Genomic DNA, 26,042 nt, shown 5'->3' on the forward strand with positions numbered 1-26,042 from the left:
ACCAGGAAAATGATAAGCTATGCTTTGCTGCATCCATCCTGCGCAAGCTGGCATCGTGGTCCAGCCACGGTCTACGGCTGATTTTCGCAAAGCTCGGCCAGATCCACTGTCCGGCTGAAATGCGACCCCAGGCGCTCGTCATGGCTGACAAAAATCAGCGTGACATGCTCATCCTCGCAACGCTCGAGCAGCAGATCGAGAAATTCCCCCTGCCGGGCCGCATCCAGTGCGGAGGTGGGCTCGTCGGCGATGATCAATTCAGGATGGCCGATCAATGCGCGTGCGGCGGCCACGCGCTGCTGCTGCCCCACGGAAAGGGAGGTCACGGGCTGGCGCGCCAGTGTCGTGTCCAGGCCCAGTTGATCGAGCAGCCGGTTCACCGATTGTCCCAGCGAGCCAGCGTTTTCCAGCGCGCTGTCATGCCGTCGCCGGGAGAAACGGCAGGGCAGGAGCACATTCTCGCGCACCGAAAGGTAGGGCACCAGATTGAATTGCTGGAACAGAAAGCCGATATGATCGACGCGAAACCGGTCGCGCGCACTGGATGACAATGCGGTAAGGTCAGTATCGAGAACGCGCAGATGGCAAGGCCGGGGCAGCAGCACTCCACCCAGCAAGCCAAGCAAGGTACTCTTGCCGCTGCCGCTTGCGCCCTGGAGAAAGATGCGCTCCCCGCGCCGCACCAGAAACTGCGGAATCGAGAGACGAAAGCCATGCCTGCCCGGCCATTGATAAATAAGATTCTGAATCTCGATTACAAATGGGGTCATGAGGGATTCATAAAGGGTTCATGAATGGACTCATACCCTCACGGTCTCATCACCACCGCACACCGGTGGACTGGGGCGTGAGCCGCACACTCGACTGCTTCCGCGGTCCCGCGACGGCGACATCGAGTCGCCGCAGGCTGGAAAACGCCCGGAACAGTCCCACGTCGAATTCCTGCAATGCCTGTGGCGTGGAACAATGGAAGACCCAGGCCGCTTCCAGTTCCCCGTGAGACTCATGGTCTTCATGAGCGCTGTGAGCTTCGTCTGCATGGGGAGAAGGAGCGGGCGGAGAGGACGCAGGCTTTGATGTCTCACCCTCGCGACGGTCCGCCGTAGGGCGGCGGTTTTTGCCGGATGACGGAACAGCCGCCAGCAGTTCCGGGGAAAGCGCGGCGGATTGCAGATGGGTTGATTCCAGCCGGCATCCCGCCGATGGCGTGAAGAGGAACAGAGTGTCGCCCTGATGCAATTTCGCCGCCATCGCCCGGATAGCCCGGCGCTCCTCCGCGGTTCGCGGCGCATGCTCGAATCCCACCAGATTGTCCAGCGGAGTGTACAGGTTGAGCTGCACCGTACCGCCATCCACTGCCACCTCCAGGGCTGCCTGTCCGTGAACATGCGCTCCCGGAGATTGGGCCGAGGCAGGGGATGCGGATCCCATTGCCAGGCCCGCGGCAAGCATGATTTTCTTCGAAAAACCCAAAAAATCCGAAAAACTGGAAAGACCCGGCGAGCGGAGCGATTGTTTCATCCCTGGTATTCTCCAATCCATGCAAGAAGAGTTTGTCAGTTTCGACCTCGGCGCCGCCAGGCTGGTCGCTGGCGATGCTCATTCTCGCCCGCTTTCCGCTTGCGGCACCAGACGGAAAACCCGATCGAGACCCCAGCAAGCCATCTGGCGGCATTCCTGAACAGCGCGCGTATTTCATATGCTGCTGCAACAGTAAGCCGATGCTGGGGCCCGGCATACTTATAACATTTTTTATGACTGGGAAACGTCAGTATTCTTCGATTAATCACATTAAAGTAATGGTTATCGAGCGGTGGCAGAATGGTGGGAAACCACACCTGGTGAGCCACCAAGACCGGTGGATCATGGCGGGTGAAGCTCATGCGTAAGCCTGGCGGATTATCGCGAAGGAAAACTGAAAACATGTAAGTGAAATATTGCGGATGCAATATGCGGGTCTTCAATTCACCTATTTCTGATTGGAGTATCCATGATTACCCTGTCGTCCGCACCGCGCAGTCGCGATGGCCTTGCTCTGGTTCTCGCGGCATGCCTGGCCCTTGCTGCATTGTTCCCCGCCGCTGCCCGAGCGGATGCCGTAATCCTGTCCTTTTCCACGGTGGGGGATTCCCGCCAGGATCCGGTCTCACCCGATGCAACCACGCTTCCTTTGTCCGGCCAGGACCAGATCTGGCTTCAGAATACAAAGGCCTGGTCGCGCATCATGCGTTCGATTCAATCTCAGAAATCGAATTTCCTGTTCTTCAACGGCGACATGATCATGGGCTATGGCAAGGCTGACGTGCCAGCCGACACGTCGACCGTAGCGGCCATCGTCGATTCAGACCTGGTGCAAACGTATCGCCAATATGCGTTCTGGCGCGGCATGGTTGCGCCCCTCATGGAAACCGGCACCTATGTTGTGCCGGTTCCAGGGAATCACGAGGTGCAATGGAAAGCGGGCGGCAAGATTGCGCTGGAAGTCAATGAGAATGCCTGGCGCGAGAACATGGGTGATCTGATCCTTGATCCCACTCGTTTCAAAACCCTGCTAGGCGCGCCTGTCGATCATTTCGATGTGGACAACCATCCTCAAATCGGTGGAGCTCCCGGCAACGCGGCGGATATCAATGGTTCCAGCGGCACCGACCTGATCACAACCAGCCAGCGCCAGTTATCCTATAGTTTCGATTTCAAGGGATCGCACTTCGTTATTATCAACACGGATCCGACCGGGAACGACAGCCATGCTCCGGTGAACTGGCTCGCGGCTGATCTCGCGGCCGCCCGCGCGCGGGGTGCAAGGCATTTCTTTGTCTTCGGCCATAAGCCCGCTTACACCTATTTCTACAACGATGCTTCCGGAACCCCGCCAAAAGACAAGCCGATCACCAAGACGGCCGGGTTTGATTCCGACACGAAGAATCGGGACCTATTCTGGAACCTGATCGAAACCTATGGCGCTACCTACTTCTGCGGCCACGAGCATATCTTCAACGCTCAGCAACCCACCAAAACCACAGGCGGCAATGCGTGGCAGGTGATCGTGGGCTCCGGCGGTTCCCCGTTCGAGGCTGCCATCGTCGATAGCCATAACGCCGCGACCGACCGCATGTATGCCTGGGCCAACGTTCGTGTATTCCAGAGTGGCAAGGTGCAGCTCGATGCGTATGGGTTCGATGATGCCTACGGTCCCACGCAGTTGATCAAGACAATCATCCTGGCTCAATAATTTCAAGATAGGGCGAATACAAATGCAGAGTACAAAAATTTTGTGTCTTGCGGCTCTGGCCGCGGCGTTTGCCGCGCCGGTGAACGCAGCGCTGACGGTCGATACAGGCGCACCCGATGGCAGTGGTTTTCCGCTATTGCTCGATTCCAATGATTGGCTGGCTGGCCAGGTGACTTTTACCAGCTCCGTTCAGATCGATGCGATCAATGTGTACCTGGACGATATTGGCAATGGCACCGGGACCTTCACCCTGGCGCTATATGCGGACGACAATGTCAAGCACCTGCCTGAAAACTTGTTGAACAGCGTTTCCGCGACGTTTACGCATGCCGGGTGGAATGGCGCCGCCCATCTCGATTGGTCGGTTGGGCTGGGCACCTACTGGATCGCGATCGAAGGCCAGGATCCATTCAACGGCGGATTTATCGGTGTAATGCCTGTCGGCGCGCCCGCGCCCCTTAAAGTGGACCCCTCAGTCAAGACAATATCAGGTTGAGTTTAAGAGGGTAGCTGATCACATGCAGCGGAACGGCGCTGCTCCGATTCGGTTTCTGAGTGAGATGTTTCTCGCTCACTGAATTTATCCACAATTCTTGCCCCGCCGCCCCTTGCTGTCTGGTAGACCTCGTTGGGCGTGCGATAGTCCAGCGACTGGTGTGATCTTTCCGTGTTGTAAAACACAAAGTATTCTGTCAATCCCAGCAGCAGTTCAGGCACGGTGGCATACCCTTTCAAATACACGTCCTCGTGCTTGACGCTGCGCCAGAGCCGTTCCACGAAGATGTTATCCAATGCCCGTCCGCGTCCGTCCATGCTGATGGCAATACCATGCGCCTTGAGCACTCTGATGAATGCCTCTGAGGTAAACTGGCAGCCCTGATCGGTATTGAATATCTCGGGGGGGCCACAGGTCTGCAATGCCTGCTCCAGGCAGTCTACACAGAACCCGCTATCCAACGTGTTCGACACGCGCCACGTCAGAACTTTGCGGCTGTACCAGTCGATCACCACTACCAGGTACACAAATCCCCGCGCCAGGCGAAGATAAGTAATATCGCTGCTCCACACCTGGTTGGGCCGTGTCACCTCTACCCCGCGCAGCAGGTACGGATAGACCTTGTGCTGCTGGGTGGCGCGACTGGTATTCGGCCCCGGCGCCATGCCCGCCAGTCCCAGCTTGCCCATGAGCCGCTGCACTCGCTTGCGGTTGATGCGATGCCCCATGCCGCGCAAGTACACCGTCATCTTGCGGCTACCGTAAAAAGGATGCCTTGTGTATTCGGCATCGATCTGCACCAACAGGATCAATTCCTGTTCGTCCGGTTCAACAGCCCGGTGCGGTGCATAGGTGGCGGAACGAGCGACCCCCGCCAGCTCGCATTGCCGGGTCAGTGCCAACTGATCATTGGGACTGACCCAGCGCTTGCGCTCTCCTATAGACTGATCCCGGACTTTTTTTTAAGCCAGTCCAGTTCCATCTTCAGCCGCCCGATCTCAGAGTAGAGTCGCTCCGGGCTGGCGGATGGGTCAACCGGCTTGGGGCCGCGCCTAATGTCGAATATCCCGGATGCCTGCCCCTGCAACTCCTTCTTCCACAACCCCACCTGGGTCGGATGCACCCCAAACTCCCGGGCAATCTCGTTTACCGTCTTGACTCCCCGGATCGCTTCAAGCGCCACCTTGGCCTTGAACTCACCACTGAAATTCTTGCGTTTCTTCTCACTCACTGCCTACTCCTTTTTATAGCAGGCTACCATCTTAAATCACTGTCCAGTATCTGGGGTCCACTATACCTGACCCACACGGCATTCAACGATAGCAGCGGGTACAGGCCGGCTGACGGTCTGAGTTTTGGCCTTCAGGTGGATACGGTTGCTGCTATCCCCGAACCGGCAACCTATGCCATGCTGTTGACTGGACTAGGTCTTCTGGGGTGGAGAACGCGCAGGATCGGAAACTGATGAATCGATGAGGCCGGGATTGCCGCACCGGGCGGCAATCCCGGTTTTCCTGCTGTTATCTTCCTTTATATTCCGTTATCTTAGGTTATTTTCCGCTATTTTCTGCAGGACCGATGCTTGCCATTCCTCCTGCGTGGTGAGTTCGCTATTGCCGTTGTCAAATCATCCCGTTGGTGCCTCATGACATTCCGCCAATACAAACATTCACCTCAAGTTCCATGAATCGGCCAAGCCCAAATCCAAAATCCGACGAGTATCATTAACAGAAGCATGGCTATCAGTGGATAGCTGCTGGAGATGGCTTGATTGGCGGCTCTGCGCTTTCTGCCGGTGATCATCGCAGCAATGAGGTTTTCTCCTTGCAGGAAGCTGGCCGCCAGCACGCCGGCAATATGCACGAAGACCACTGCCAACATAGCGTTGGAGACGAACTCGTGCAGTTCTTCCAGCCAGTCGCCGCCGATTTCCTCATAAACCGCCCAGCCGGAAATACCACTGGAGATTCCGAGCAACAACAGCAACAGAATGGCGATCGCGTTTGCCGGATTATGCCCGACAGGATGCCATGCATATCCCTTGACCAGTTGGGCAAAATAGCGGGTGATATAGGTAGAACAGCGCACAAGCACGGCGAATCGCACATAGCGCGTGCCGACAAGGCCCCAGACCAACCGAAACGTGATCAGACCGAGCACTGTGTAACCGAACAGTACGTGAATGTCCCGCCAGCGCTCGCTTTCAGCCGTGAGAAAGGCGCCAGTGAAACTCAGTGCCAGCATCCAGTGAAATATACGGGTCGGCAAATCCCATACGAGTATGCGCCGTGTCATGGAATGACCCCGCCTTTTTATGGGCTTAATGACAACAGGTATGCAAGCACGTCACCTTTCTCCTGTGCGGTGCATTCACGCTTCAGCACATCCTTGCAATTGCGCTTGAACCATTTTTCCACCTTCGTGGCATTCGTAAAGCGCGCCGGATTGGCGGATGGGGCCAGTGGTTCTATGATTTTTTTAGTTACGGTATGTTTTCCCATCGCAGTGGGATTATCTGTATGGCAGATAGAGCAGCTCCAGTCGCCACCATGGCGCGACTTGAAGAACTGCTCGCCACGGCTGGCGTCAAAGTTGGAAAAGACCATGTCATCCACTTTTGCCTGTGCGGCAAAGGTGAGGAGAAAATCCTGCGGCTGCTCGGCCCAGGCAGGCAACGCGATAACCAAGCTGATCAGGAACGTGATGCATATACGTTCAATAATATGAAAACAAAGGCGATCGGGTTGGCGGAACAAAGCGGTAGGGGGTTACTTTTTATCTTGCCCGTAGTTGGAATAATAAGCAGCCAGATTGTCGATGTCTTGATCCGTCAACCTTGACACAACGCCATTCATGTAGGGATTAATCCGTTTCATGTCTCGGAAGTCACGCAATTTTGCAGCGAGATAGGCTCTCTTCTGGCCTATGATCTTGGGTGACATGAATTCAACCCGGATATTTTTGGGCCCATGGCATCCGTCGCATGTGTAGTATGCCGTTTGCGCTGCCTCGGCCAGAGTTCTGGCTGCGGGTTTCTTTTCAAGAATTGAACACCCAGGCAGACAGAGAACGAATACGCTGAGCCCACTGACAATCAGGGTGCGTAAAATCGTCTTTTCCATCACCTGGGTTCCCATTTGTCAGAAGGTAAATGTGCGTAAAACATGGCCAAATCGGCAATGTCCTGGTTGCTGAGCTGAGCGGCTATGTCTTCATGGCCTTCACATTTCTCGCCTTGCTTGCGGCATGCTTCCAGCCATGCGCATAAATATATGAATTCTTGCCCCGCTAAATTCGGAATATCGTCAGTTTCACTGATGCCGTTGCCGTCTGTTCCATGGCAACTGCTACATTCGGCTTTGGCGCGCTTTGCGCCGGCCTTGTTTTCGCTGCCGCCCGTATCCATGGCGTGACCCGCGGGGCATGACCCGGATAGACGCACTGTATGCGATACGCCGGAAAAACCTAAAAGGCATAACAGGATGGAAACCATCAGAATGGGCCTGGTTTTAGAATGTATCATGGAGAACCGTATCAAAACATTACGTTGCCGACAAAGTACAGCGTATTATTGCCATCGGAATTGCGTCCTGCGCCATCGTAGTTGGAGTGTCTGCCATTGAATTTGGTGTAAACCCAATACTGGATTGAAAGACGTAAATTTAAATAAGGGTCTGTCCTGGAGGTGCCTTTACCAAACGGTATGTAGTCGACCGTAAAAAGAAACGAGTTTGTGTTTGGAGAACCGTTGGCGCTTCCGGTGATAGGACTAATCCCGCCAAAATTCGGGCCGCCGTTATAGACAATGGTATCCGCGCTACCCGACATGTAGTTCCAGCCCATCGCCAGATTGTAAGTCTGCTGATGGGTCCACATCCCCATCATCATCACGCTATTGAGATGGTTATGGGAATTGCTCGCAAAACCCAGGGCTTGAGAGGTATTCATCTTCATATTGTCGCGCGTATATCTAGCCATCGCCATAAACATGTTATTGTCGTCAAGCTTATAGGAGTAGTTTGCGTCAACGTTGTATTCCACATAAGTATCCCTGCCGCTCCCCCTTTGATAGAATGGAAACACTTTGGCGGCAAAACCATAAGTTCCAATCATCATCCAGTGCCTGCTCGTGGCATGTTGTAGAAACATGCGCCAATAAGGCGCGCCGCCATCGATAAGTCCACTTTGCGGTGCCGCGCTTTGAGAACCGTTGGTCCACACACCCAGGCCCTGAGCCATATTCTGCGGCTGCGACGTGTATCCGCCGGCTTCCAGATAGAGATGATTATTGATCATCATGTAGGCCGTCGAACCCATCGTATTTGCGCCAGCCATCAAGGACTGCAGGTAGGGTTGGGCGGCTGGCTTCACCGTCACGGAAGACGTGGTATAAGGGAACATCCAGGCATATGCCGTCATCCAGGAATCGGACATGGTCGGCGCATTGTTTACCGTAAGCCCATAGGTAATATCGATGTCCTTGATTTTTGCATGACTCGCAACGCGTATATCGGCCATGGTAAGGCTGAGTGTGCGTGCAACTTGGGGATTGAGGTTAAGTTGTAGATAGCTTCCGATCCTATCCGTAATTCGGCCGGTATAATACAGTGCATCCCAGTCGTTAACCGCGTTATTGTTGGGTTTCGACAGGCCGCTTGCGTTATCGTAATACTGCCCGGCAGGTACTTTCTGCTGCGTGCTGGTCAGCGATCCCACCAATTCCAGGGCAAAAGGATTTATCACGTCGGGTAATTTATTGGCATGCCCCGCCACATAACCATCGAGCTTGAATTTTTGCCCATATTGGGTTAACCAGGGTCCATATGCCTGCATGTGGCAGGCCGTACAGGGCTCGCCTGTCTGGCGTGCGAACGCTGTAGTGGCTAGAGCGTCTTGAAATGGAATTATCGAAAGAATGGATGAAACAATAACAAATATAAGAAGCCGCTCTTTTTTCCTTAAACAGTCATATAAAGCCAAACATCGCGAATCTGGTTTTTGATCTGTTTTTAGGGGGTATGGATAAGTCATCGATGCGTGTCGCCGCGGCGGAGCGGCACCCGCGAGAAAGGCAAGCCCGAGCGATTTCGTCATGTTGCGTCCTCGATGTTATGTACCGCACAAGAACACCATCGATATTGCATTTCGACACAGCGAACAACAACTTTTTCAAAAAGTATTTATCGCAAATACTTTTATGTCAATGCGGCAAATTGTCGCAGGCAAGCTGTGCGTGATCTTTAATATAATCAACATGATAAGAAACAGGCCCGGGGGACGGCATGAGCTATCGGCTATGGCCGGATCGCAGTGCACCCGGCCTCATCAGGGGACATCTGGCATACGCCAGTCGCAGGGACCGGCCATGTTCGCTATAGTGGAAGTGGAAGGTTTATTGTCGGGACAAATACAAATGCAAATAGGCGCTGGGTTCCCAGCCGGATTCCGTAGAGGATTTGTGGTTGAAAGGTTGCACGAATGAGTGGGATTTGTTGTTGCGGAAAGAAATGGTATGACAGCCACAATGGAAAGGCATCCGGGCGAAACGGTTCGGAATGATTAAAAAATCGCTAACTCAAGAAAAAATCGGAACCGGAAGCTTGAATGCATTCAGGATTTTATTTGATCCTTTGCGCGTAAGGCTTTCTTCCCAGCCAGGAGGACAGGGATTGCCGCACCGGGCGGCAATCCCGGCTTTCCTGGTGCTATCTTCCTTTATATTCCGTTATCTTAGATTATTTTCCGCTATTTTCCTCGGGATCGCTCCTGGAGCTCGTGACGCTCCTGTGCTTCGATGCACAACGTGGCGGTAGGCCGCGCCAGCAGACGGAGAATCCCGATCGGTTCGCCAGTTTCCTCGCACCACCCGTACGTTCCGTTTTCGATACGCTGCAGCGCATCCGCGATTTTCCGCAGCAGTTTGCGTTCGCGGTCTCTTACGCGGAATTCGAGCGAGAAATTTTCCTCGGTGCTTGCCCGGTCATTGGGATCGGGTTCTGAAACGATCGCATGCATATTTTCAAGCGTGCCCTGGGCATTTTCCAGCAATTTGCGCCGCTCATCCTCGAGCAGTGTACGGAAGAATTGCAGTTGCTCCGCGGACATGTATTCGCCCGGCGGGATCTGGGAAACCGCTTTCTCTGCGGGAGAAGGGATTTGCTCTTTTTCCATGGTATCTCACGAATATGAAACGGATCGGGCGTATCAGAAAAATAGCACCGGAAAGGCGAAGTTCAATTCCTTTTTGTCGCCGCCTTTAAAAAAACTCTGTACATAATAGGGTTATTTGGGGATTTGATAAAGCACTTGTATGCATTTGATTTGTGCAGTGAGATTTCCCCAGCCATGAAAGCGTCATGACAGAAATCCGGACAGTGTCCAGACACACTCCGGACACCTGGGGAAGCGCTGAACAAATCCTCGCTGAGCGCGTTGCTGGTAAAATCGGGATGATCATAAGGCAAGGCGCGCGACGAAGGTCGTAGCCGGGACTACGATGCCAGGGAGCGCAACGCAGTGGCTCCCCAGAGCGTGGCCCGAGGGGCCCCGCGAAGCGGGGATCGGGCAGCGGCGGGGATGCCAGAGCGCGCCAAAGTATACATGGGGCGCCAACAGCCCGCTACGGGGTCGCATCTTCCTCTGGAAGACACTGCTCCGCCCTGCGCGGTCGCACCATTCGCGTCGTCGCCTTTCGCGCATCCCATCCCACAAATTCGCCGTCGCGCCAGCAGAGATTTGTTCAGCGCTTCCCTTGTTCATTCCTTATTTTTTATCAGCGGCTGCTTGCTCTTCATGGGCAAAACGCCCATACTGGTTAAATGAAGTCCCGAAGCCGCTTATTTGCCGTTGTTCTGGTCATGCTGGGGCTGCCAGTGCAGGGTGCGTTGGCCGCCATTATGCCGCTTTGCGCCCAGGTTTCCCAATCCATCCAGGCCCACCCGGTACTCAACCCGTTCCCCGGGTTCGAGGCGCAAAACCATTCATCCAGCCTGGCCTCGCCCTGTTCCCAGCACGATATGAACGATGCGAATGAATCCGCGCCTGAAACCATCGATCAGCCGGATGAAATGGCGCTGGGGTGCGATGGGGCCGTGTGCCATATAAGCGGCAGCAGCCTGCCTGCCTTTACTCCTCAAATAAGCTCGACCGGCGCATTTTCCTATCTTGCCGTGTCAAATGCCCGCTTCACCTCGCTTATCCTGAAACAACCGCAACGCCCCCCTCTCTTCTGATTCTTTTTCCCGGGAAGCACTGAACAAGCCTCGCGCCTGCGCGAAGTACCTGTTCGCTAGCGCTTTCTGGCCGGCACAGTCCGGCTGCCCGGTTGCCCGAATGCGGCTCTTGCCGCTGTCGCCAGCCATTGCCGTGCAGACTGTGTGCTTGCTGCTCCGGCTCCATGCGGCGACACCAGCCATTCCGGCAATACTCCCGCAACCGCTCTCCCGGAATCCGGCAATCAAGTGGGATGCATCGCCACGGCTCGTGCGATGTTCTCTCCTGGTTACGAACAATTTTCAGGGAAATCAGATGATGACCTTGCTCTCACTCTCCATGGCATTGCCGCTGGCCATGAACTGGCGATTCACGCGGGCGCGGCGTCGCCGGCCTTCATGGCTGCCTGGCGGATCGGAGAAGGCGCGGCCATGCGAAACAGGCACGGCTCCAGCGGACTCGGGGAGCCGCTTGCGCAGAAAATATTCATATGATGATGCTGGTTCCAGACTGGTGCCGTTCTGGCGCGCCGTCCGGCTTCGTGCCGGGATCCTTGCGCTATTGGCGAGCGTCATTTTTCAGGCGCACGCCACAGATGCGCTTTCAGACCGGGGAAGCGCAACAGCGCATCTGCATGCCGGCGTCATGCAGAAGGAGGATGCATCCACCGGCGTATTTGCAAAAGCTGCGGATGGCTCCATTACACCGCTGCAGGCCTTGATAGCGGAGGCGCTGGAGAGAAATCCGGAAATCCAGGCTGCGCTGCGCCAGCGCGAGGCGGCCAGCCAGAGGATCGCACCCGCTGGAGCGCTGGATGACCCGGTGCTGGAAGCAGGAATCATCAATGCGCCCCTGGCTTCATCACCCTTCAACCGGGAAGACATGACGATGAAAATGATCGGCTTGTCCCAGCGCTTGCCCTTTCCGGGCAAACGCGATTTGCGCAAGGAGGTCGCCGCCAGGGATGCGGAGAGCGTTGGCCACGGCTACCAGGAAACGGTGAATCGCGTAGTGCGGGACATCAAGTTTGCTTATTTCGATCTGGGGCTTATCCTGGAAAGAACCCACATCGTGGAGAAAAACAAGCTGATCCTGGAAGACCTGCTCCACATTGCCGAGCGCCACTATGGAGTGGGCATAGGAAGTCTGGCCGATGCGCTGAAGGCGCAAACCCAGGTATCCAGGATGGCAGATGAACTGCTCCGGCTGGCGCGGGAAAAGCCTGCCATGGAGGCGGAGCTCATCCGCGCGCTCAACCGCCGCGCAACTGAGGCAGCGCCCATACCGGAACCGCCGCGACTTGGGGAAGAGACCCTGAGCCTGGAATCCCTGCGGGAAGCGGCTCTTGCGCAGCGCCCGCAACTGCTGGCGCTACAAAGCATCGCCGCCCGCAACGACAAGGCGCTGGAACTGGCCCGGAAAAATTACTACCCCGATCTTGATGTGCGTTTGTCATATGGCCAGCGCGACAATATGCTGGATGGCAGCAGGCGTCCCGACATGGTGACCCTGACCGTTGCGATGAACCTCCCCATATGGCGTGAGAGCAAGCTCGAGCCGCGCGTGATGGAGACACTGGCGCTGCGCGACCAGGCACTGGACCTGTATCAGGCGCAACGCAACGAAGTGGATGCAAGACTGCGGCAGCAGGTGGAGACGGCCGAACAAAACCTGAGATCCGCGCGGCTGTACCAGACCGCGATCCTGCCGCAGGCGCGGCTCACGGTCGAGGCTTCGTTGAGCGCCTATCGTGTCAATCGTGTCGATTTCCTGACATTGCTCGATAGCCAGATGACCGTGTTCAACTATGAAATCAGCCTTGCCACGGCCATTGCCGGCTATAACAAGGCGCTTGCGGAAATCGATTTGCTAGCCGGCAGGCCGCCGCGGTAAACCACCCGAATCACCTTTAGCGGAACCAGTTCGTAACGGATGAAGCTGATGAAACCGATCAAATCAAACCTATGAAACCCATGAAACCGATCGCCCGATTAATTATTGTTATCGCTCTGATATCGGGCGCGCTGGCCGCCGGATACTGGTGGGGCAGCGCCAGGACGGCGGTACCGGCGGCGAATCCGCCGGAAGCGGCGCCGGAAGGCAGGGGCGGCAGGGGCAAAATCCTCTATTACCGCAATCCGATGGGACATCGCGACACCTCGCCGGTGCCGAAGAAAGATTCGATGGGCATGGACTACATCCCCGTCCATGAAGGCGAAGAGTCCTCGTCCGGCGCCTCGGTGGTGAAGATCAGCCATGAAAAAATACAAAAGCTCGGGGTGAGAACGGAAGTGGTCGCGCCGCGTGAACTCACCCGCACAGTGCGGGCAATGGCAACCGTTCAGCCGGACGAGCGCCGGCTGTACACCGTGGCGCCCAAGTTCGAGGGCTGGATCCATAAGCTCTACGTCAACGCCACCGGGCAGGCGGTAAGAAAGGGCGAGGCCTTGATGGACGTATACAGCCCGGAACTGATCACGGCGCAGCACGAATATCTCATCGGAAGGAAAGGGATGCAGTATGCCGCAGCGGAAGGCAGTCCGGAGGGTGGAGCGGCAATGCAGCGGCTGGCCGAAAGCACCTTGAACAGGCTGCGCAATTGGGATATCTCGGAGGCAGACCTGCTGGCGCTGCAGCAGGAAGGTCAGGTCAGGCATTATGTCACCCTGCGTTCCGGGGCCAGCGGCGTCGTACTGGAGAAACCTGCTATCGAAGGCAGGCGCTTCATGCCGGGAGACATGCTGTACCAGATCGCGGACCTGTCCAGCGTGTGGATGCTGGCCGAAGTATTCGAACAGGATCTGGGCCTGGTTGATCGGGGGCAGGGCGCCACTATCAGAATGGTTGCCTATCCGGGCAAGGTGTTCAGCGGAACGGTGACGTTCATCTATCCCACGGTGACGCCGGATACGCGGACTGCAAAGGTGCGGATCGAACTCTCCAACAAGGAGGGCCTGCTCAAGCCGGATATGTACGGAAGAGTCGAACTGGCTTCGCCACAGGGCATGCAGGGCAAACGGAAGCTGCTGGCGGTGCCTGACTCGGCGGTGCTGGATACAGGCACGCGGCGCCTGGTGCTGGTGGAACGGGGCGAAGGGCGGTACGAGCCGCGCGAGGTCATGCTCGGCATGCACGGCGATGGCTACGTTGAAGTGCTGGGCGGACTCGCGGCGGGAGAAGCGGTGGTGGTCAGCGCAAACTTCCTGATCGATGCCGAGAGCAACCTCAAGGCGGCACTCGACGGCTTCACTCGCGATGCTTCCCGTCCGGGGACCGATGAGGCTGCGCATGATGACCACCACCCATCCGGGACGGCCGTGGCGCAGGGCCATCGTGGCGAGGGAAGCATCGAGGCGGTGGATTGGGCGCGCTCGACGGCTACGATCCGCCACGGGCCGATTGCCAGCCTCGATTGGCCGCCGATGACCATGGATTTCCGCGTCAGGGACCCGGCGTTGCTGCGCGCCTTGAAGCCGGGGCAGAAGATCGATTTCGACCTGGTCGAGGAACCGGCCGGAGAGTATGTCATTGTCCGCATCCAGCCGGCTGCCGGCAGCCTCCCCGCCGGCCCCGCAGGCGGCAGTTGGGGAGAACGTTGATGCTCGGCCGGATCATCGAATGGTCTGCCCGCAATATATTCCTGGTGTTGCTGGGCACAGCCTTCATTGTCGGCCTCGGCATCTACTCAACGCTCCGCACGCCATTGGACGCGATTCCCGATCTCTCGGATGCGCAGGTCATCATCTATACTGAATACCCGGGGCAGGCGCCGCAGGTCGTTGAAGACCAGGTCACCTATCCCCTGAGCACGGCCATGCTGGCAGTGCCGAAATCCAAAGTGGTGCGCGGCCTTTCGGTATTTGGCGCCTCCTTCATCTACATCATCTTCGAGGACGATACCGATATCTACTGGGCGCGAAGCCGGGTGCTCGAATACCTCAATTTCGCGGCGGGGCGCATGCCGCGAGGCGTCACGCCGACCCTGGGGCCGGACGCAACGGGGGTTGGCTGGGTGTACCAGTATGCCGTCCTGGCAGCCCGGCATACGCTTGCGGAACTGCGCACCATCCAGGACTGGTTCGTGCGCTACCAGCTTACCAAGGCGCACGGCGTGGCCGAAGTGGCGAGCGTGGGCGGATTCGTCCAGACTTACCAGGTCACGGTCGAGCCACGCAAGTTGCGGGCTTATGGTATTCCCCTCGACCGGGTCGCCGCCGTGATCCGTGCCAGCAATCGCGATGTGGGGGGACGCGTGCTCGAAATGGCCGAAACAGAATATGTGGTGCGCGGGCGCGGCTACCTGCATGGCATAGCCGACATTGAAAATCTCGTTCTCAAGGCGGAAAAAGGCACGCCGGTGCTGATCCGCGACGTGGCCCGGGTCGAATTGGCTCCGGACGAACGGCGCGGGATGGCGGAGCTGAATGGCGAGGGCGAGGTGGTTTCCGGCATTGCCGTGGCGCGCTACGGGCAGAACGCACTGACCGTCATCGACAACGTGAAAAGGAGGATTGAAGAAATATCCAGCGGTTTGCCGGAGGGAGTATGGCTGCAGACCGTCTACGATCGTTCCGACCTGATCTACCGGGCAATCGATAACCTGAAACGGGTCCTGGTCGAAGAAAGCCTCATCGTGGCTGCCGTCTGCATGGTGTTTCTCATGCATGCGAGGAGTGCGCTGGTGGCTATCATCATGCTGCCCATCGGCGTGCTCATCGCGATGATCGCCATGCACATGCTGGGGCTCAATTCCAACATCATGAGCCTGGGCGGCATCGCCATTGCCATCGGCGCCATGGTGGATGCCGCCATCGTGATGATCGAGAATGCCCACAAACACCTGGAGCGGGCGCCGCCGGATGCATCCCGCCTGCAAATCGTGATCGATGCCTGCCGCGAGGTGGGCCCCGCCCTGTTTTTCAGCCTGCTCATCATTACCGTTTCGTTCCTGCCGGTATTCACGCTGGAAGCGCAGGAGGGGCGAATGTTCGCACCGCTGGCCTATACCAAGACGTTCGCGATGGCGGGCGCGGCGCTGCTATCGATCACGCTGGTGCCGGTGCTGATGTTCCTGTTTATCCGCGGCAGGATCCTGCCCGAGCAAAGAAATCCGGTCAATCGCTTCCTGATATGGATTTACCGTCCCATCATCGCCTGGGTGATGCGATGGAAGAAGCTCACCATCGCGCTTGCTGCGATTACGCTTGCCGTTTCGATACTTCCGGCAACGAAACTGGGCAGCGAGTTCATGCCAACACTGAACGAGGGGAGCCTGCTGTATATGCCCATCACCTTGCCGGCATTGTCGGTTACCAAATCCGCCGAACTGCTGCAGACCCAGGACAAGATCATCAAGACGTTTCCCGAGGTCGAATCGGTATTCGGAAAGGCGGGGCGTGCCAATACCGCAACCGATCCCGCGCCGCTGGAAATGGCCGAGACGGTGATTAACCTCAAGCCTGAAAGTGAATGGCGGCTGGGCATGACTGTCGATAAGCTGATAGCCGAGCTGGACCAGGCGCTGCAAATACCCGGGGTCAGCAATGCCTGGACCATGCCGATCAAGAACAGGATAGACATGCTTGCCACGGGCATCCGAACGCCGATTGGCATCAAGGTATTTGGCAAGGACCTGGAGGAAATCGAGGAACTCGCCAGGCATATCGAGGCTGTCGTAAAAACGGTGCCGGGCACCACCAGCGCCTACGCGGAACGCCTTACCAGCGGCTACTATCTCGACATCGAACCCGATCGGCTGGCGCTGGCGCGCTATGGCCTGGCAGTGGGCGACCTGCTGGAAGCGGTCTCCCTGGCGCTGGGCGGCGAGACGCTGACGACCACCGTGGAAGGCCGCGAGCGCTTCGCCGTCACCCTGCGCTATCCACGCGAACTGCGCCAGGATCCGCTGGCCATCGCCAGCCAGGTCCTGATACCGGTCATGAACGATGCCATGATCCCGCTAGGGCAGGTAGCCAGCGTCAAAACGGTCAGGGCCCCTCCCGCCATACGCACCGAGAATGCGCTGTTGTCGGCATACATCTTTGTCGATATCCGCAACCGCGACATCGGAGGCTATGTCGCCGAGGCACAAAAAGCGGTGACGGAACAAGTGAAATTCCCGCCCGGATACTATGCCACGTGGAGCGGCCAGTTCGAATACATGGAGCGGGCCAAGCAGAAGCTGAAGGTGATCGTGCCTCTCACCCTGACGATCATTTTCCTGCTTCTTTACCTCAATTTCAGGCGATTTACCGAAACCCTCATCGTCATGCTTTCGGTGCCGTTTTCCCTGGTGGGCGGAATCTGGCTGCTCTGGCTGCTTGGCTACAACCTCAGCGTCGCGGTAATCGTGGGCTTCATTGCGCTCGCCGGCGTCGCCGCCGAGACGGGCGTTGTTATGCTGATCTATCTCGATCACGCCTGGGAGGCGGTCGGGAGAAAACACGCGGCCGCGGGCAGCAAGCCGACAGTGCCCGACCTGTATGCTGCAGTGATGGAGGGCGCCGTCGAGCGCGTACGGCCAAAAATGATGACCGTGGTGGCGATCATGGCAGGGCTGCTGCCGATCATGTGGGGCAGCGGCACGGGCTCCGAAGTGATGCGGCGCATTGCCGCGCCCATGATTGGCGGCATGGTGTCGTCCACTATACTGACATTGATCGTGATTCCCGCCATTTATGCGCTGGTCAAGGAGTGGAACCTTCGCACGCGCACAGGGCCATAAGGCGGCTGATCAATAGGGCTATGCGCTATCCGCGCTGCTTGGATATCTGCGGCCGCAATGGGCGATTTATCCCTTTTTTGCTCTAAGGAGAAACGCAATGAAATATACCCGAACGCTCGTCTTGGCTCTTGCTTTGTCCGCCTCAACCCTTGCCCTGGCGCTGTCCGAGAACTTGAAGGGCAGAGACATGAAAGGCATGGACGATAAGCCTCAGACTCATGATTACAGGGCGGCGACTCATCGGATGAAGGCTGTCGTTAAAGCCGTGGACAGGGTCAACGGCAAGGTAACGCTTGCGCATGAACCGGTGAAAACCCTGAACTGGCCTGCCATGACGATGAAATTTTCAGTCGAGGACAAGGCATTGCTCGATAAGTTGCCGGCAGGCCAAAAGGTGGAAGCCGAATTTATACAGCAGGGTTCGGACTATGTGGTAACCAGCGTGAAATGATATTCACGGTATCGATGCTGTTGAACGTCTGTCAGTCCTTTTGCCACCCATGCCATATGGGCGGCTGTATCCCGTTCAGATCCCGCTTCCGCTGATGTTCACCGTAGCCACCTTGCGGCTCAGCCGTATCTGCTATGACGGATAGCTCGACAGATGCTCCGAACGGCGGCGCGCGATCGAGCCAAGCAGCGCTAGTCCGGCGACGTAAAGCGCCCAGCTTTCCGGTTCGGGAACGGGTGCTGCCTGGAGCCTCCCGAAGAGACCCTCGGTCTCGCCTTGTGGCCCGGCCGCGAAATAGAGCGCATTGGACATGCCCAGGCTGGCGCCGTTGCCGAACTGCAACCCCCACAATCCATCAATCGATATGATATTGCCCTGGTCATCGCGCAGGTAGTCGATTGCCCGGTGAGTCGCAGGATCGAAAGCGACGATGGTGCCGTCACCAAAATTGCCTACCAGCAGCTTTCCGCTATATATCCCGAAATCATCAGGGGCGAAGGCGACGCCCCACGGCGCATTCAGCAGGCCGCGATCATCCCAGGTATGCATGAGCGCACCGGATGCGTCGAATTGCGCGAGCCGGCCCAGCCCTGGACCGCTGGCTTCTTCACCACCAAGAATATGTCCCGGCGCCGAGGGATCCTCCTGGGTCTTGGCATAGGGCACGAGCAGGCTGGTCCCTTCCGGACCGGTCAGCGCCTGGATGTTGAAGGGCGCATAGTCGCCGGGCTGGACATTGGCCGATGCGGAAAAAGGATTCACGAACGCACCCGGCCTGCTGACCTCGGCAAAGTTGCCGTCGAAGCTCTGGATGCCAGCGTTGGCGCCAAAATTCGCAACATGGATGCGGTCATCGCCAGGACCCAATGCAATGCCAAAGTAGTGTGCGCCAGCGGAAGACCGGTCGATCATGAGCTTGGCAAAGGCAGGGCGATCGAAGCTGCCATCCGGATTCCTGCGTTCTGTCCAGGCTGAAATAGTGCCGGTATCCGTGACAAACAGGAATTTTGCCGGAGCGGTAATGGAGCCTTGGGTGATCACAAAGTCGTTACCGGGGTTGAACACCACGCCGGTAGGCGTGCCGGCGGATATGGCTGGCCCCGCTGGGGAGCCGGGGACAGTCACCAGCCTGAGATCGTCCGAATACAACGGCGTGCCTCCGACGTCCCCGATATACTGGTTGCTGGTTCCCCCGCCATTGCTTTCCACCCAGAAATGGCCGCCCAGGCCTGCGGGACGAATCGCGATTCCCCAGGCATTGATGAGGCTCGGGTCGACGATGCCGGCGCCGTAGGCGTCGGTGCTCGCTACAAGATTGGTTTGCGTGTACCCGGCTGCATGGAGCGCAGGTGTAACCGAAAGCGCAAACGCAAGCATGCAGCCCCGTAGCGGGGCTGACCCCTTGGTGTTGGTGATCAGATTCATATGGTTTCCTCCTCCGTCGTTTTGTTGTAAAACAATTCCAGAACATTGCCTGCATTGCCCGTTTTTTCATTGTCCGCATGGCAATGCGCGAAATGAGAAAAACGGGCAGGGGGATTGCCGGGGAGGAAACGGGAACTTGCCGCCTGGCGACCAAAAGGCCGAAGCATGCGGGCCGAAGCAAACGGCGCACGATATCCTGGCGCGATTGCCAGGCGCAAATAGCCCATCCCCGACAAATTCTGTTTCAAACAGGCTGGCTTGCCGGGTGGGCTGGCGGGCGTTTAGCTGCGGGGCGGAAAAGCCCCGCGGGATAAGTTACATCTGGCTTTGCAGCCAGTTCTGGAGACCGACCTTCGGCATGACATCGAGCTGGGTTTCCAGCCAGTCGATATGCTTTTCGGTATCTTCCAGGATTTCCTTCAGAAGTTCGCGGGACACGTAATCCTTCACGGTTTCGCAGGCCGCGATGCCTGCAAGCAGCGTTTCCCTCGAAGCCATCTCCAGCCTGAGGTCGCATGCGACGCATTCTTCCGCCTTTTCGCCAATCATGAGCTTGCCGAGGTCCTGGAGGTTAGGCAGCCCTTCAAGAAACAGAATGCGCTTGATCAATGAATCGGCATGCTTCATTTCCTCTATGGATTCTTCATACTCGCGCTTGCCCAGGTCATCGAACCCCCAGTTTTCGTACATCCGGGCGTGAAGAAAATATTGGTTGATAGCCGTCAACTCGTGCTGCAGCTGGCGGTTCAGCCACTGTATGATATCTGCGTTGCTTTTCATGTTTGCCTCCTCAGGCGGAATCTCGAATCAACGAGTGGGTTTGTATGAGATGGCGTTGCGCCACGGCTTTTTGCATCAGCGTCTGTTCCAGCACCTCCTTGGCATGGCAGGCGCATATCCCGCATTGCTCGCTCACGCCAAGGTGGGCTTTCAAATCCCGCATCCGATCCGCGCCGCTGTGGACAGCGGCGCGGATCGCGGTATCGGTGACACCTCTGCATATGCAAATATACACGATTAACGCCCCGGAGTCTTCATTTAGTCAGGATCAGCTTGCCGTTGCGGGTCCGGCGCAAGAGATATTGCTCGCCGCGGTGCTGAATAAAGACCTGATCCCCATCCGAAAAAAGAGCATCGCTATTGATTGATCTTATCCGGTTGAGCATCACGAATTTGTGCTGCGATTGATCGCCGTCCGCTTCAAGACTTCTGCTCGATGCTTCCATTATTGAATCCGCTATTGAATTCATGATAGATAGAGCCTCTTTGCGATAATGAATGATAATGATTCGTAATTATATTTGAGTTGGGGCGAAATGCAAGAATAAATCGCCGTGGCATTGCCATCTCGTACGCATGCCGGCTGCCGCAGCAAATGTCCGTCGTGAGGAGGTGCGCCGCCGGCGCTAGCGCATTTGCACGGCCGACCTATAAGTGGTCATTCTGTCAAAATCCGTCCAGGCATACACCGGATCAACCATGGAACTGGTGGGAATCATAAAGGTCGCCATGTCCACGACTCCATACACCGTGCGCCCGATCGTATGCAGGACTCCCGCTACCACTCCGGCCGTCATGCCATAGAGAGGTCCTTTCTCATGACTCGCTATTTTTATGTTTTTCGGGATTTCCAGGAGCGCTCCGGCGGCATTGGCAGCGCCGTCCGCCAATTTTTCACCCGCTTTTTCTACATAATTGTCCGCCATGGCCGTATTCGGCAGCAGAAGGCATGACACGGCCAGTATCCACAGTCCCATTCCCAGGTTTTTCATGATTGCCTCCAAATTGAATCGATTAAAGCAGGGCCAGTGTCCTATTAGGATGAAACTTCCTACGCTTTTCTTCCACCGGAATTACCCCACGCGCAGGAGATTTCAATCCCATATGTATCCTCTTCCTCCACCAAAGGAAAAATTGGCCTTGAGAATTATTCGATCCGAACCATGGGTTTGGCCAAAGCCGATGCCGACAGTGCTTCGAACTTCACCGGGGGCGACAAAATGGACCACAGGCATCACATAATGCTGCTGCTCGCCCAAGGGGTCGATATTCCTGACTCCGCCCGGGCCGCCGATGAACTGAATGCCATAGCGCAACCGCTTGTTTTTCTGATAACTCAACTCAGTAAGGTAGCCAACCTCGAACAATTGCTCTTTCGCGCTTTCGCCTCGAATCACTTTTTCGAATGGAAAGTTGGCAATAACGATGAAAGGTCCGAAATCCTTTTGCAGCGTTGGCTTGAATTCCAGTTCAAGCGTATCGTCATTGATTTTCGGCGTCCACTGCTCAACCTCGAAATACCACCCCAGGTCCACCGGCAAGACGCCTTGCTCCGCAATTCGTCCGCGAAACCGAAGCTTGGAACCGGCGTATTGCACATCTCCCTCGGCCGGACGCGCAAAATTGATGTAGTACGCCACATCTATTTTGTTGGTGAGGCCATACTCCAATTCAATGGCGGTGCGCATCATGCTCTGGCTGGCAAAGGTTGGGGAAGTGCCGCCTTCTCCTTCCTTGCGCCCATAGGCAACGAAACTATTCAGAAGCTGCGGGCTGAAATTGCCTTTCCCCTGGGTGGCATATCCGTAAATCTGGAACTCAAAAGGGTCGACCGCTTTCGCGAGGGAGGAAAACAGCATGACGGGCAACGCGGCCAGGATCATGTAAATCATGTAAAGCCTGCTGGATTTCATTTCTTTCCATCTCCACCGCGCGGCTTTCCGCTACGAAACGAACAGGGAAAGGAAAGGAAATCCGGCACATATAGCGCTCTTCTTCTTTTAACCGGTGTCACAACCCTTGCTCCCATGACAAGTCAGATAAAAATTGGCTGGCTTGCCCGGATGGGGATCGGCTGGCTGAAATGCCGCTAATGCAGGGGAAACCAAGCGGCAACGGATATTTACGCCGGATTTTAATTGCGAGGAGGAAAAACTTTTCCGCATCCCTTGCAGAATAAATGACATCCCGGAATATTGTTAATTTTTTGTTATATTTTTGTGAACTTATTGTTAACGATAATAAGAATGATTCTTATTATACGTTATTCCATACCTGGAACAAGGTATTTTGTGATTGGCCTTGTTTATGGAACCGAGGACAAGGAAAAAGCTGGGAAACGGCTAGGAGCGCGTCGGACGTGTTTATCTGTCGGTGGAAAAAGCGGCTGGAGTTATGGGAATCAGTTGGTAGCCTTCCTTTTTACTATTCCACGATATGAAAATACCTCACGGATCGGTCAGTGGAATGGAAAATCACTGCTGGCCTGGCTTTCCGCAATCGAAATGGGAAGGACCAGGTTTCGCTCCATCGCCGGATCGCATGAGGAGGAAATGATTTCTATCGGCATCAAATGCTACCTATGTGAAAAGACATTCCTGCCGCTGGCCAATATATCGGGATAGCTTGGCAATCGATTGGTTCATCACCCGCCATACTCCGAAGATCTTCTTTTTTCAAACTATAACTCAATACAAAGACCACATTTGATATATAGTTATTCACATAAGGTGAAATAAGGTTTGGAGTGCCGACTATATTTCACTATATTTTACCGTGGCGGCATTGTCGAAATCAGTCATGAAGTTATCCTGTTGCCTGTCCCTGGAGATTGATAATGAAATCGAAACGCCTTATCGCAACCTTGTTCGCTCTTGGCCTGCTTGTTTCCTGCGCGCATACCGATCCTCAATCCACGGACATGAGCAGTGCAATCCGCGACGCCAGGACCAGGGCCGACCACAGCGCCCTGGCCCAGTACTACGAGAACGCGGCGAAAAGAATGCGGGCAAAGGCGAAGGTGGAGAGGAACATGATGAATGAATACACGCAGCACGGCTACTATTATGGCCGCCGCACGGAAGACCTGCAGGAACATACCGAAGCCATGGTGCGGGTATACGAGGAAGGCGCGGAGGCAAACAGCAATATGGCGAAGTTTCACCGCCGGCTCGCGGAGGATGCGAGCGAGTAGTGACGCCAACGCGAAACGGATGTCCGTTTTGGGGATTGGATCGGAGAGGGTGACCGTTCGTTTTGAAACATACATTTCCGCAATTTCATAGACTCCATCCCGTCAGGCCATCAACGAGTCATGGTCCGGGCCTGCCGCCAGCCTCGAATCTCAGCAGGAAAATATTTTCCGCCAGCCGGCGCAAGCCGCGTTCCTGGAAGCGCGGGTTTTCTTCCAGCACGTCCTCGTGCAGAAGCAGGCGGATATCCGCGCGCGCATTGCTTTTCTTGTTCTTGTAGAGCGCTTCCACTTCTTCCGGGGAAACCGCGAATGGCGGCCCTTCCATTTCCCCGGCAGGATAATCGAGTGTTATCAGTAGCATTTGAATGGAGGAAGATACCGCGGAGGCAGTGAGCACGGCGGGTGGCGCGGGCTGCACGGGCAGAGCGGGCAGGATGCCAAGCAGATGCGCCGCGTAGCGTTTGCGCGTTTCGGGCGGCAGGGCGATCAGCGCTCCCCGATCATAAATGGCGTGGACGCTCGCGAGTTCCGCTTTGTCCAGGTCGAAAAAATCGCCGCACAGGATGCGGATGCCATCCGCTTCGTAACAGTCGAATTTTTCGCTGCGAATACGCTTCGGCGCGAGGCCGTTTTCCTCGAAAAATGCCTCAGCCGCCACGCTGCTCAGTTCTATGCCCAAAACAGGGTGGCCCTGCGCTCGCAGCCACAGCATGTCCCGGCTTTTGCCGCACAACGGCACGAAAACCGTGCTCCCCGGCGCAAGGCCGAGTTCAGGCCAGTATTGGCGTAAATACGGGTTGATCTCGTCCTGGTGAAACGCGGTCTCGCCCCGCTTCCAGCGATCCAGCCAATAATCTTCCTTCATTCAATTTTCACCCGCGTCACGGCGTCGCCACCGCCGATAACGGCAATACCGGATTGTCCCCATTCTTTTCAGGGAATTTTATCAAATGGTGAACGACAGCTCGTTGATGAAGTGAGACCAGGCGTCCACGTTATGGATGGCATCAACCAGCGGGCATTTTTCATCCTTGGTTGCCACCTGGAAGCAATAGAATTCCTCGTTGAGGCTGGTGTTCTGATCCAGGTTTGCCAGATGCCCGGCTTCGTGTATCAGCACGCGCGGAGCCGTGGCGAGCTTGGTCATGTCGCTGTTGAAGAACAGGGGGCATAAGACCAGGAATGTCCGCGCTTCGTCCACGTGCGCAATGGCATTATCATTGCAGTGCTTGTCCTGGCAGTTGCCGCATTCGATGGGCGACTGGCTCAGCTTGTCTGCGACCGCCTGGATGCTGCGGATGAATGTCTTTTTTGTTTTGTCACTCAGCTTGACATTCAGGTTGAAATAATCCCGGGCGAGCTGCTTCACCCGGTCTTCATTGCCGGGCATGTTGATGGCGGAAATTGCCCGTGTGCACCTGCGCAGGGCGTGCTCCCTGATGATTCTGGCCACGCTCAACTGCTCGCTGGTGAACTGGCAGCGTGCGTGCGCATCGTCTATGGGTTCATTCACGCACAGCGCCTTGATCATCTTTTCACGATCCACCGGTTTGCTTTCCGGCTTGGGCTCGCCGCCTTTTTTAGCGGGATCGGAAGGTTGGCGCATGACCGTGGCGGGCGATTTCGCCAAAAAACTGCCTTGAATGCCTGCTCGCTCAGCCAGTTGTGCCAGATCGCTGGCCACAACTTGCCGGCCAGGCCTCGCTGTGATGTTCATGCTGCCCGACGGTTTGCCGCGAGGCGATCCGGCATGCGAGCCCAACATGCGCCGCACCGCCTGGTTGCCCATCGTGCGCTGCAGGCGCAGAATGAGATCGCGTGGTTCGCGAGGGCTTGCCGCCGCGGGAGAAGGACGGAAAAAGGAGGAGGGAAGGGGTGGTTGAGGCGCGGCCTGCCTTTGAACGAAAATCCTCATCTCTCTTCCTCCGTTTGCAGCAAATCGTTTCATTGATGAACTTGTCCATCCCTTACTCATGATAGCCGAGATGGGGAGGCTTGTGGATTTAAGCAATTCAGGATAGTGAAGGCCCCGGATCGTCGGCAAAACATGGGACTACAGGACTACAGGAAAATATCGATGCGATTCAAACCAATGAATACACGGCTGCCGTTCATCGGTATCATGTCCTTGAAAACTCCGTGGCGCATCATGTCTCAAGGCCATCATCCGAATGTCCCCATCCTGGAATCCGTACTGACATGTCCTCGCTGCGGGTGCGCGAAGAAAGAACTGATGCCGACGAACGCATGCCAGTACTATTATGAGTGCAGCGGCTGCAAGGCGCTGTTGCGTCCCCGCTTCGGCGATTGCTGTGTTTTTTGTTCCTATGGTTCGGTCAAATGTCCTCCGGTCCAGGCGCGATCCGCCTGCTGCGAAGGGAATGCCACTGGCGGGAACGCCGTCCGCAATTTGGGTTGAAGCTCGTGTCCGATGGATGACAGGCGATGCGAGAACAAGGCGGTAGCGCAATTTGCGCAATTTCGCCACTTTGGGCCTGCGTATATATAATTGGATACCTGCTTTCGCAG

At 56.3% G+C, this 26,042-nt stretch carries 29 protein-coding genes; 11 read left to right on the forward strand and 18 right to left on the reverse strand.

What is annotated here, in order from left to right; genetic code table 11:
* Window positions 1-71: 71 nt before the first annotated feature.
* Together ACZ5CE_RS07115 and ACZ5CE_RS07120 are read right to left on the reverse strand one after the other, a co-directional pair.
* Window positions 72-770: an ABC transporter ATP-binding protein gene (locus ACZ5CE_RS07115; RefSeq protein WP_464577276.1), complete on the reverse strand. Its 699-nt coding sequence runs from the start codon at window positions 768-770 to the stop codon at window positions 72-74.
* 49 nt (window positions 771-819) lie between these two features.
* Window positions 820-1,521 carry a DUF2796 domain-containing protein gene (locus ACZ5CE_RS07120; protein WP_464577278.1) on the reverse strand — a complete coding sequence of 234 codons (702 nt, stop codon included), beginning with the start codon at window positions 1,519-1,521 and terminating at the stop codon, window positions 820-822.
* Between the two features lie 469 nt (window positions 1,522-1,990).
* Here ACZ5CE_RS07120 and ACZ5CE_RS07125 point away from each other — a divergent pair, with 469 nt between their 5' ends.
* On the forward strand, window positions 1,991-3,232 hold the full coding sequence (locus ACZ5CE_RS07125; protein WP_464577280.1) for a metallophosphoesterase: 1,242 nt from the start codon (window positions 1,991-1,993) through the stop codon (window positions 3,230-3,232).
* A 22-nt stretch (window positions 3,233-3,254) separates the two neighbouring features.
* The gene (locus tag ACZ5CE_RS07130) at window positions 3,255-3,728 is read left to right on the forward strand and encodes a hypothetical protein (RefSeq protein ID WP_464577282.1); all 474 of its coding nucleotides are present in this window, start codon (window positions 3,255-3,257) and stop codon (window positions 3,726-3,728) included.
* A gap of 2 nt (window positions 3,729-3,730) precedes the next feature.
* Here the strand turns inward: ACZ5CE_RS07130 and ACZ5CE_RS07135 are convergent.
* Window positions 3,731-4,959, reverse strand: a protein-coding gene (locus tag ACZ5CE_RS07135; protein WP_464574421.1) for an IS3 family transposase whose coding sequence is annotated in 2 segments (ribosomal slippage) — window positions 3,731-4,683 and window positions 4,683-4,959 — 1,230 coding nt in all. Because the reading frame shifts where the segments join, the coding sequence is not laid out codon by codon here.
* Here ACZ5CE_RS07135 and ACZ5CE_RS07140 point away from each other — a divergent pair.
* Window positions 4,846-5,193 carry a PEP-CTERM sorting domain-containing protein gene (locus ACZ5CE_RS07140; RefSeq protein WP_464577283.1) on the forward strand — a complete coding sequence of 116 codons (348 nt, stop codon included), beginning with the start codon at window positions 4,846-4,848 and terminating at the stop codon, window positions 5,191-5,193. The genes ACZ5CE_RS07135 and ACZ5CE_RS07140 overlap by 114 nt on opposite strands.
* A 209-nt stretch (window positions 5,194-5,402) precedes the next feature.
* On the opposite strand, the gene ACZ5CE_RS07145 is transcribed toward ACZ5CE_RS07140, so the two are convergent.
* From ACZ5CE_RS07145 to dksA, 6 genes are all read right to left on the reverse strand, one after another.
* On the reverse strand, window positions 5,403-6,023 hold the full coding sequence (locus tag ACZ5CE_RS07145; RefSeq protein WP_464577285.1) for a cytochrome b/b6 domain-containing protein: 621 nt from the start codon (window positions 6,021-6,023) through the stop codon (window positions 5,403-5,405).
* Between the two features lie 17 nt (window positions 6,024-6,040).
* Window positions 6,041-6,484, reverse strand: coding sequence for a DUF1924 domain-containing protein (locus ACZ5CE_RS07150; RefSeq protein ID WP_464577287.1), 444 nt, complete (start codon window positions 6,482-6,484; stop codon window positions 6,041-6,043).
* A 12-nt stretch (window positions 6,485-6,496) separates the two neighbouring features.
* On the reverse strand, window positions 6,497-6,850 hold the full coding sequence (locus tag ACZ5CE_RS07155; RefSeq protein WP_464577288.1) for a c-type cytochrome: 354 nt from the start codon (window positions 6,848-6,850) through the stop codon (window positions 6,497-6,499).
* The gene (locus ACZ5CE_RS07160) at window positions 6,850-7,134 is read right to left on the reverse strand and encodes a c-type cytochrome (protein ID WP_464577290.1); all 285 of its coding nucleotides are present in this window, start codon (window positions 7,132-7,134) and stop codon (window positions 6,850-6,852) included. Before ACZ5CE_RS07160 ends, ACZ5CE_RS07155 begins: the two co-directional genes overlap by 1 nt.
* A gap of 128 nt (window positions 7,135-7,262) precedes the next feature.
* The gene (locus ACZ5CE_RS07165) at window positions 7,263-8,822 is read right to left on the reverse strand and encodes a hypothetical protein (RefSeq protein WP_464577292.1); all 1,560 of its coding nucleotides are present in this window, start codon (window positions 8,820-8,822) and stop codon (window positions 7,263-7,265) included.
* A 651-nt stretch (window positions 8,823-9,473) separates the two neighbouring features.
* Window positions 9,474-9,899: an RNA polymerase-binding protein DksA gene (dksA, locus tag ACZ5CE_RS07170; protein ID WP_464577294.1), complete on the reverse strand. Its 426-nt coding sequence runs from the start codon at window positions 9,897-9,899 to the stop codon at window positions 9,474-9,476.
* A 647-nt stretch (window positions 9,900-10,546) separates the two neighbouring features.
* On the opposite strand from dksA, the gene ACZ5CE_RS07175 reads away from it, so the two are divergent.
* The 5 genes from ACZ5CE_RS07175 (at window position 10,547) to ACZ5CE_RS07195 (ending at window position 18,115) form a co-directional block, all read left to right on the forward strand.
* Complete coding sequence (locus ACZ5CE_RS07175; RefSeq protein ID WP_464577296.1) at window positions 10,547-10,960, forward strand: hypothetical protein; 414 nt, start codon at window positions 10,547-10,549, stop codon at window positions 10,958-10,960.
* Between the two features lie 100 nt (window positions 10,961-11,060).
* Window positions 11,061-12,833, forward strand: coding sequence for a TolC family protein (locus ACZ5CE_RS07180; RefSeq protein ID WP_464577298.1), 1,773 nt, complete (start codon window positions 11,061-11,063; stop codon window positions 12,831-12,833).
* Window positions 12,834-12,913: 80 nt separating this feature from the next.
* A complete protein-coding gene (locus ACZ5CE_RS07185) occupies window positions 12,914-14,539 on the forward strand; it encodes an efflux RND transporter periplasmic adaptor subunit (protein WP_464577300.1) in 1,626 nt (541 codons plus the stop codon).
* A complete protein-coding gene (locus ACZ5CE_RS07190) occupies window positions 14,539-17,664 on the forward strand; it encodes an efflux RND transporter permease subunit (protein ID WP_464577302.1) in 3,126 nt (1,041 codons plus the stop codon). The genes ACZ5CE_RS07185 and ACZ5CE_RS07190 overlap by 1 nt, the downstream gene beginning before the upstream one ends.
* 97 nt (window positions 17,665-17,761) lie before the next feature.
* On the forward strand, window positions 17,762-18,115 hold the full coding sequence (locus ACZ5CE_RS07195; RefSeq protein ID WP_464577304.1) for a copper-binding protein: 354 nt from the start codon (window positions 17,762-17,764) through the stop codon (window positions 18,113-18,115).
* 132 nt (window positions 18,116-18,247) lie between these two features.
* Here ACZ5CE_RS07195 and ACZ5CE_RS07200 read toward each other — a convergent pair whose 3' ends face one another.
* From ACZ5CE_RS07200 to ACZ5CE_RS07230, 7 genes are all read right to left on the reverse strand, one after another.
* Window positions 18,248-19,540: a TIGR03118 family protein gene (locus ACZ5CE_RS07200; protein WP_464577305.1), complete on the reverse strand. Its 1,293-nt coding sequence runs from the start codon at window positions 19,538-19,540 to the stop codon at window positions 18,248-18,250.
* On the reverse strand, window positions 19,537-19,788 hold the full coding sequence (locus tag ACZ5CE_RS07205) for a hypothetical protein (protein ID WP_464577307.1): 252 nt from the start codon (window positions 19,786-19,788) through the stop codon (window positions 19,537-19,539). Before ACZ5CE_RS07205 ends, ACZ5CE_RS07200 begins: the two co-directional genes overlap by 4 nt.
* Window positions 19,789-19,855: 67 nt before the next feature.
* Window positions 19,856-20,320 (reverse strand): bacterioferritin, encoded by a 465-nt coding sequence (gene bfr, locus ACZ5CE_RS07210; protein WP_464577309.1) that lies wholly within the window; start codon window positions 20,318-20,320, stop codon window positions 19,856-19,858.
* 10 nt (window positions 20,321-20,330) lie between these two features.
* Window positions 20,331-20,555: a bacterioferritin-associated ferredoxin gene (locus tag ACZ5CE_RS07215; protein WP_464577311.1), complete on the reverse strand. Its 225-nt coding sequence runs from the start codon at window positions 20,553-20,555 to the stop codon at window positions 20,331-20,333.
* A 19-nt stretch (window positions 20,556-20,574) separates the two neighbouring features.
* The gene (gene hemP / locus ACZ5CE_RS07220; RefSeq protein WP_464577313.1) at window positions 20,575-20,790 is read right to left on the reverse strand and encodes a hemin uptake protein HemP; all 216 of its coding nucleotides are present in this window, start codon (window positions 20,788-20,790) and stop codon (window positions 20,575-20,577) included.
* 156 nt (window positions 20,791-20,946) lie between these two features.
* A complete protein-coding gene (locus ACZ5CE_RS07225; protein WP_464577315.1) occupies window positions 20,947-21,312 on the reverse strand; it encodes an exosortase system-associated protein, TIGR04073 family in 366 nt (121 codons plus the stop codon).
* Between the two features lie 102 nt (window positions 21,313-21,414).
* On the reverse strand, window positions 21,415-22,212 hold the full coding sequence (locus ACZ5CE_RS07230) for a hypothetical protein (protein ID WP_464577316.1): 798 nt from the start codon (window positions 22,210-22,212) through the stop codon (window positions 21,415-21,417).
* A 354-nt stretch (window positions 22,213-22,566) separates the two neighbouring features.
* Here ACZ5CE_RS07230 and ACZ5CE_RS07235 point away from each other — a divergent pair, with 354 nt between their 5' ends.
* Complete coding sequence (locus ACZ5CE_RS07235) at window positions 22,567-22,944, forward strand: hypothetical protein (protein WP_464577317.1); 378 nt, start codon at window positions 22,567-22,569, stop codon at window positions 22,942-22,944.
* A gap of 212 nt (window positions 22,945-23,156) precedes the next feature.
* A complete protein-coding gene (locus ACZ5CE_RS07240) occupies window positions 23,157-23,513 on the forward strand; it encodes a hypothetical protein (RefSeq protein WP_464577319.1) in 357 nt (118 codons plus the stop codon).
* A 118-nt stretch (window positions 23,514-23,631) separates the two neighbouring features.
* Here ACZ5CE_RS07240 and ACZ5CE_RS07245 read toward each other — a convergent pair whose 3' ends face one another.
* Together ACZ5CE_RS07245 and ACZ5CE_RS07250 are read right to left on the reverse strand one after the other, a co-directional pair.
* Window positions 23,632-24,378 (reverse strand): thiopurine S-methyltransferase, encoded by a 747-nt coding sequence (locus ACZ5CE_RS07245; protein ID WP_464577320.1) that lies wholly within the window; start codon window positions 24,376-24,378, stop codon window positions 23,632-23,634.
* A gap of 81 nt (window positions 24,379-24,459) precedes the next feature.
* The gene (locus ACZ5CE_RS07250; RefSeq protein WP_464577322.1) at window positions 24,460-25,428 is read right to left on the reverse strand and encodes a M35 family metallo-endopeptidase; all 969 of its coding nucleotides are present in this window, start codon (window positions 25,426-25,428) and stop codon (window positions 24,460-24,462) included.
* Between the two features lie 234 nt (window positions 25,429-25,662).
* Here ACZ5CE_RS07250 and ACZ5CE_RS07255 point away from each other — a divergent pair, with 234 nt between their 5' ends.
* The gene (locus ACZ5CE_RS07255; RefSeq protein WP_464577453.1) at window positions 25,663-25,932 is read left to right on the forward strand and encodes a GDCCVxC domain-containing (seleno)protein; all 270 of its coding nucleotides are present in this window, start codon (window positions 25,663-25,665) and stop codon (window positions 25,930-25,932) included.
* Window positions 25,933-26,042 lie beyond the last annotated feature (110 nt).

This window comes from Nitrosospira sp. TNL200, assembly GCF_055386305.1.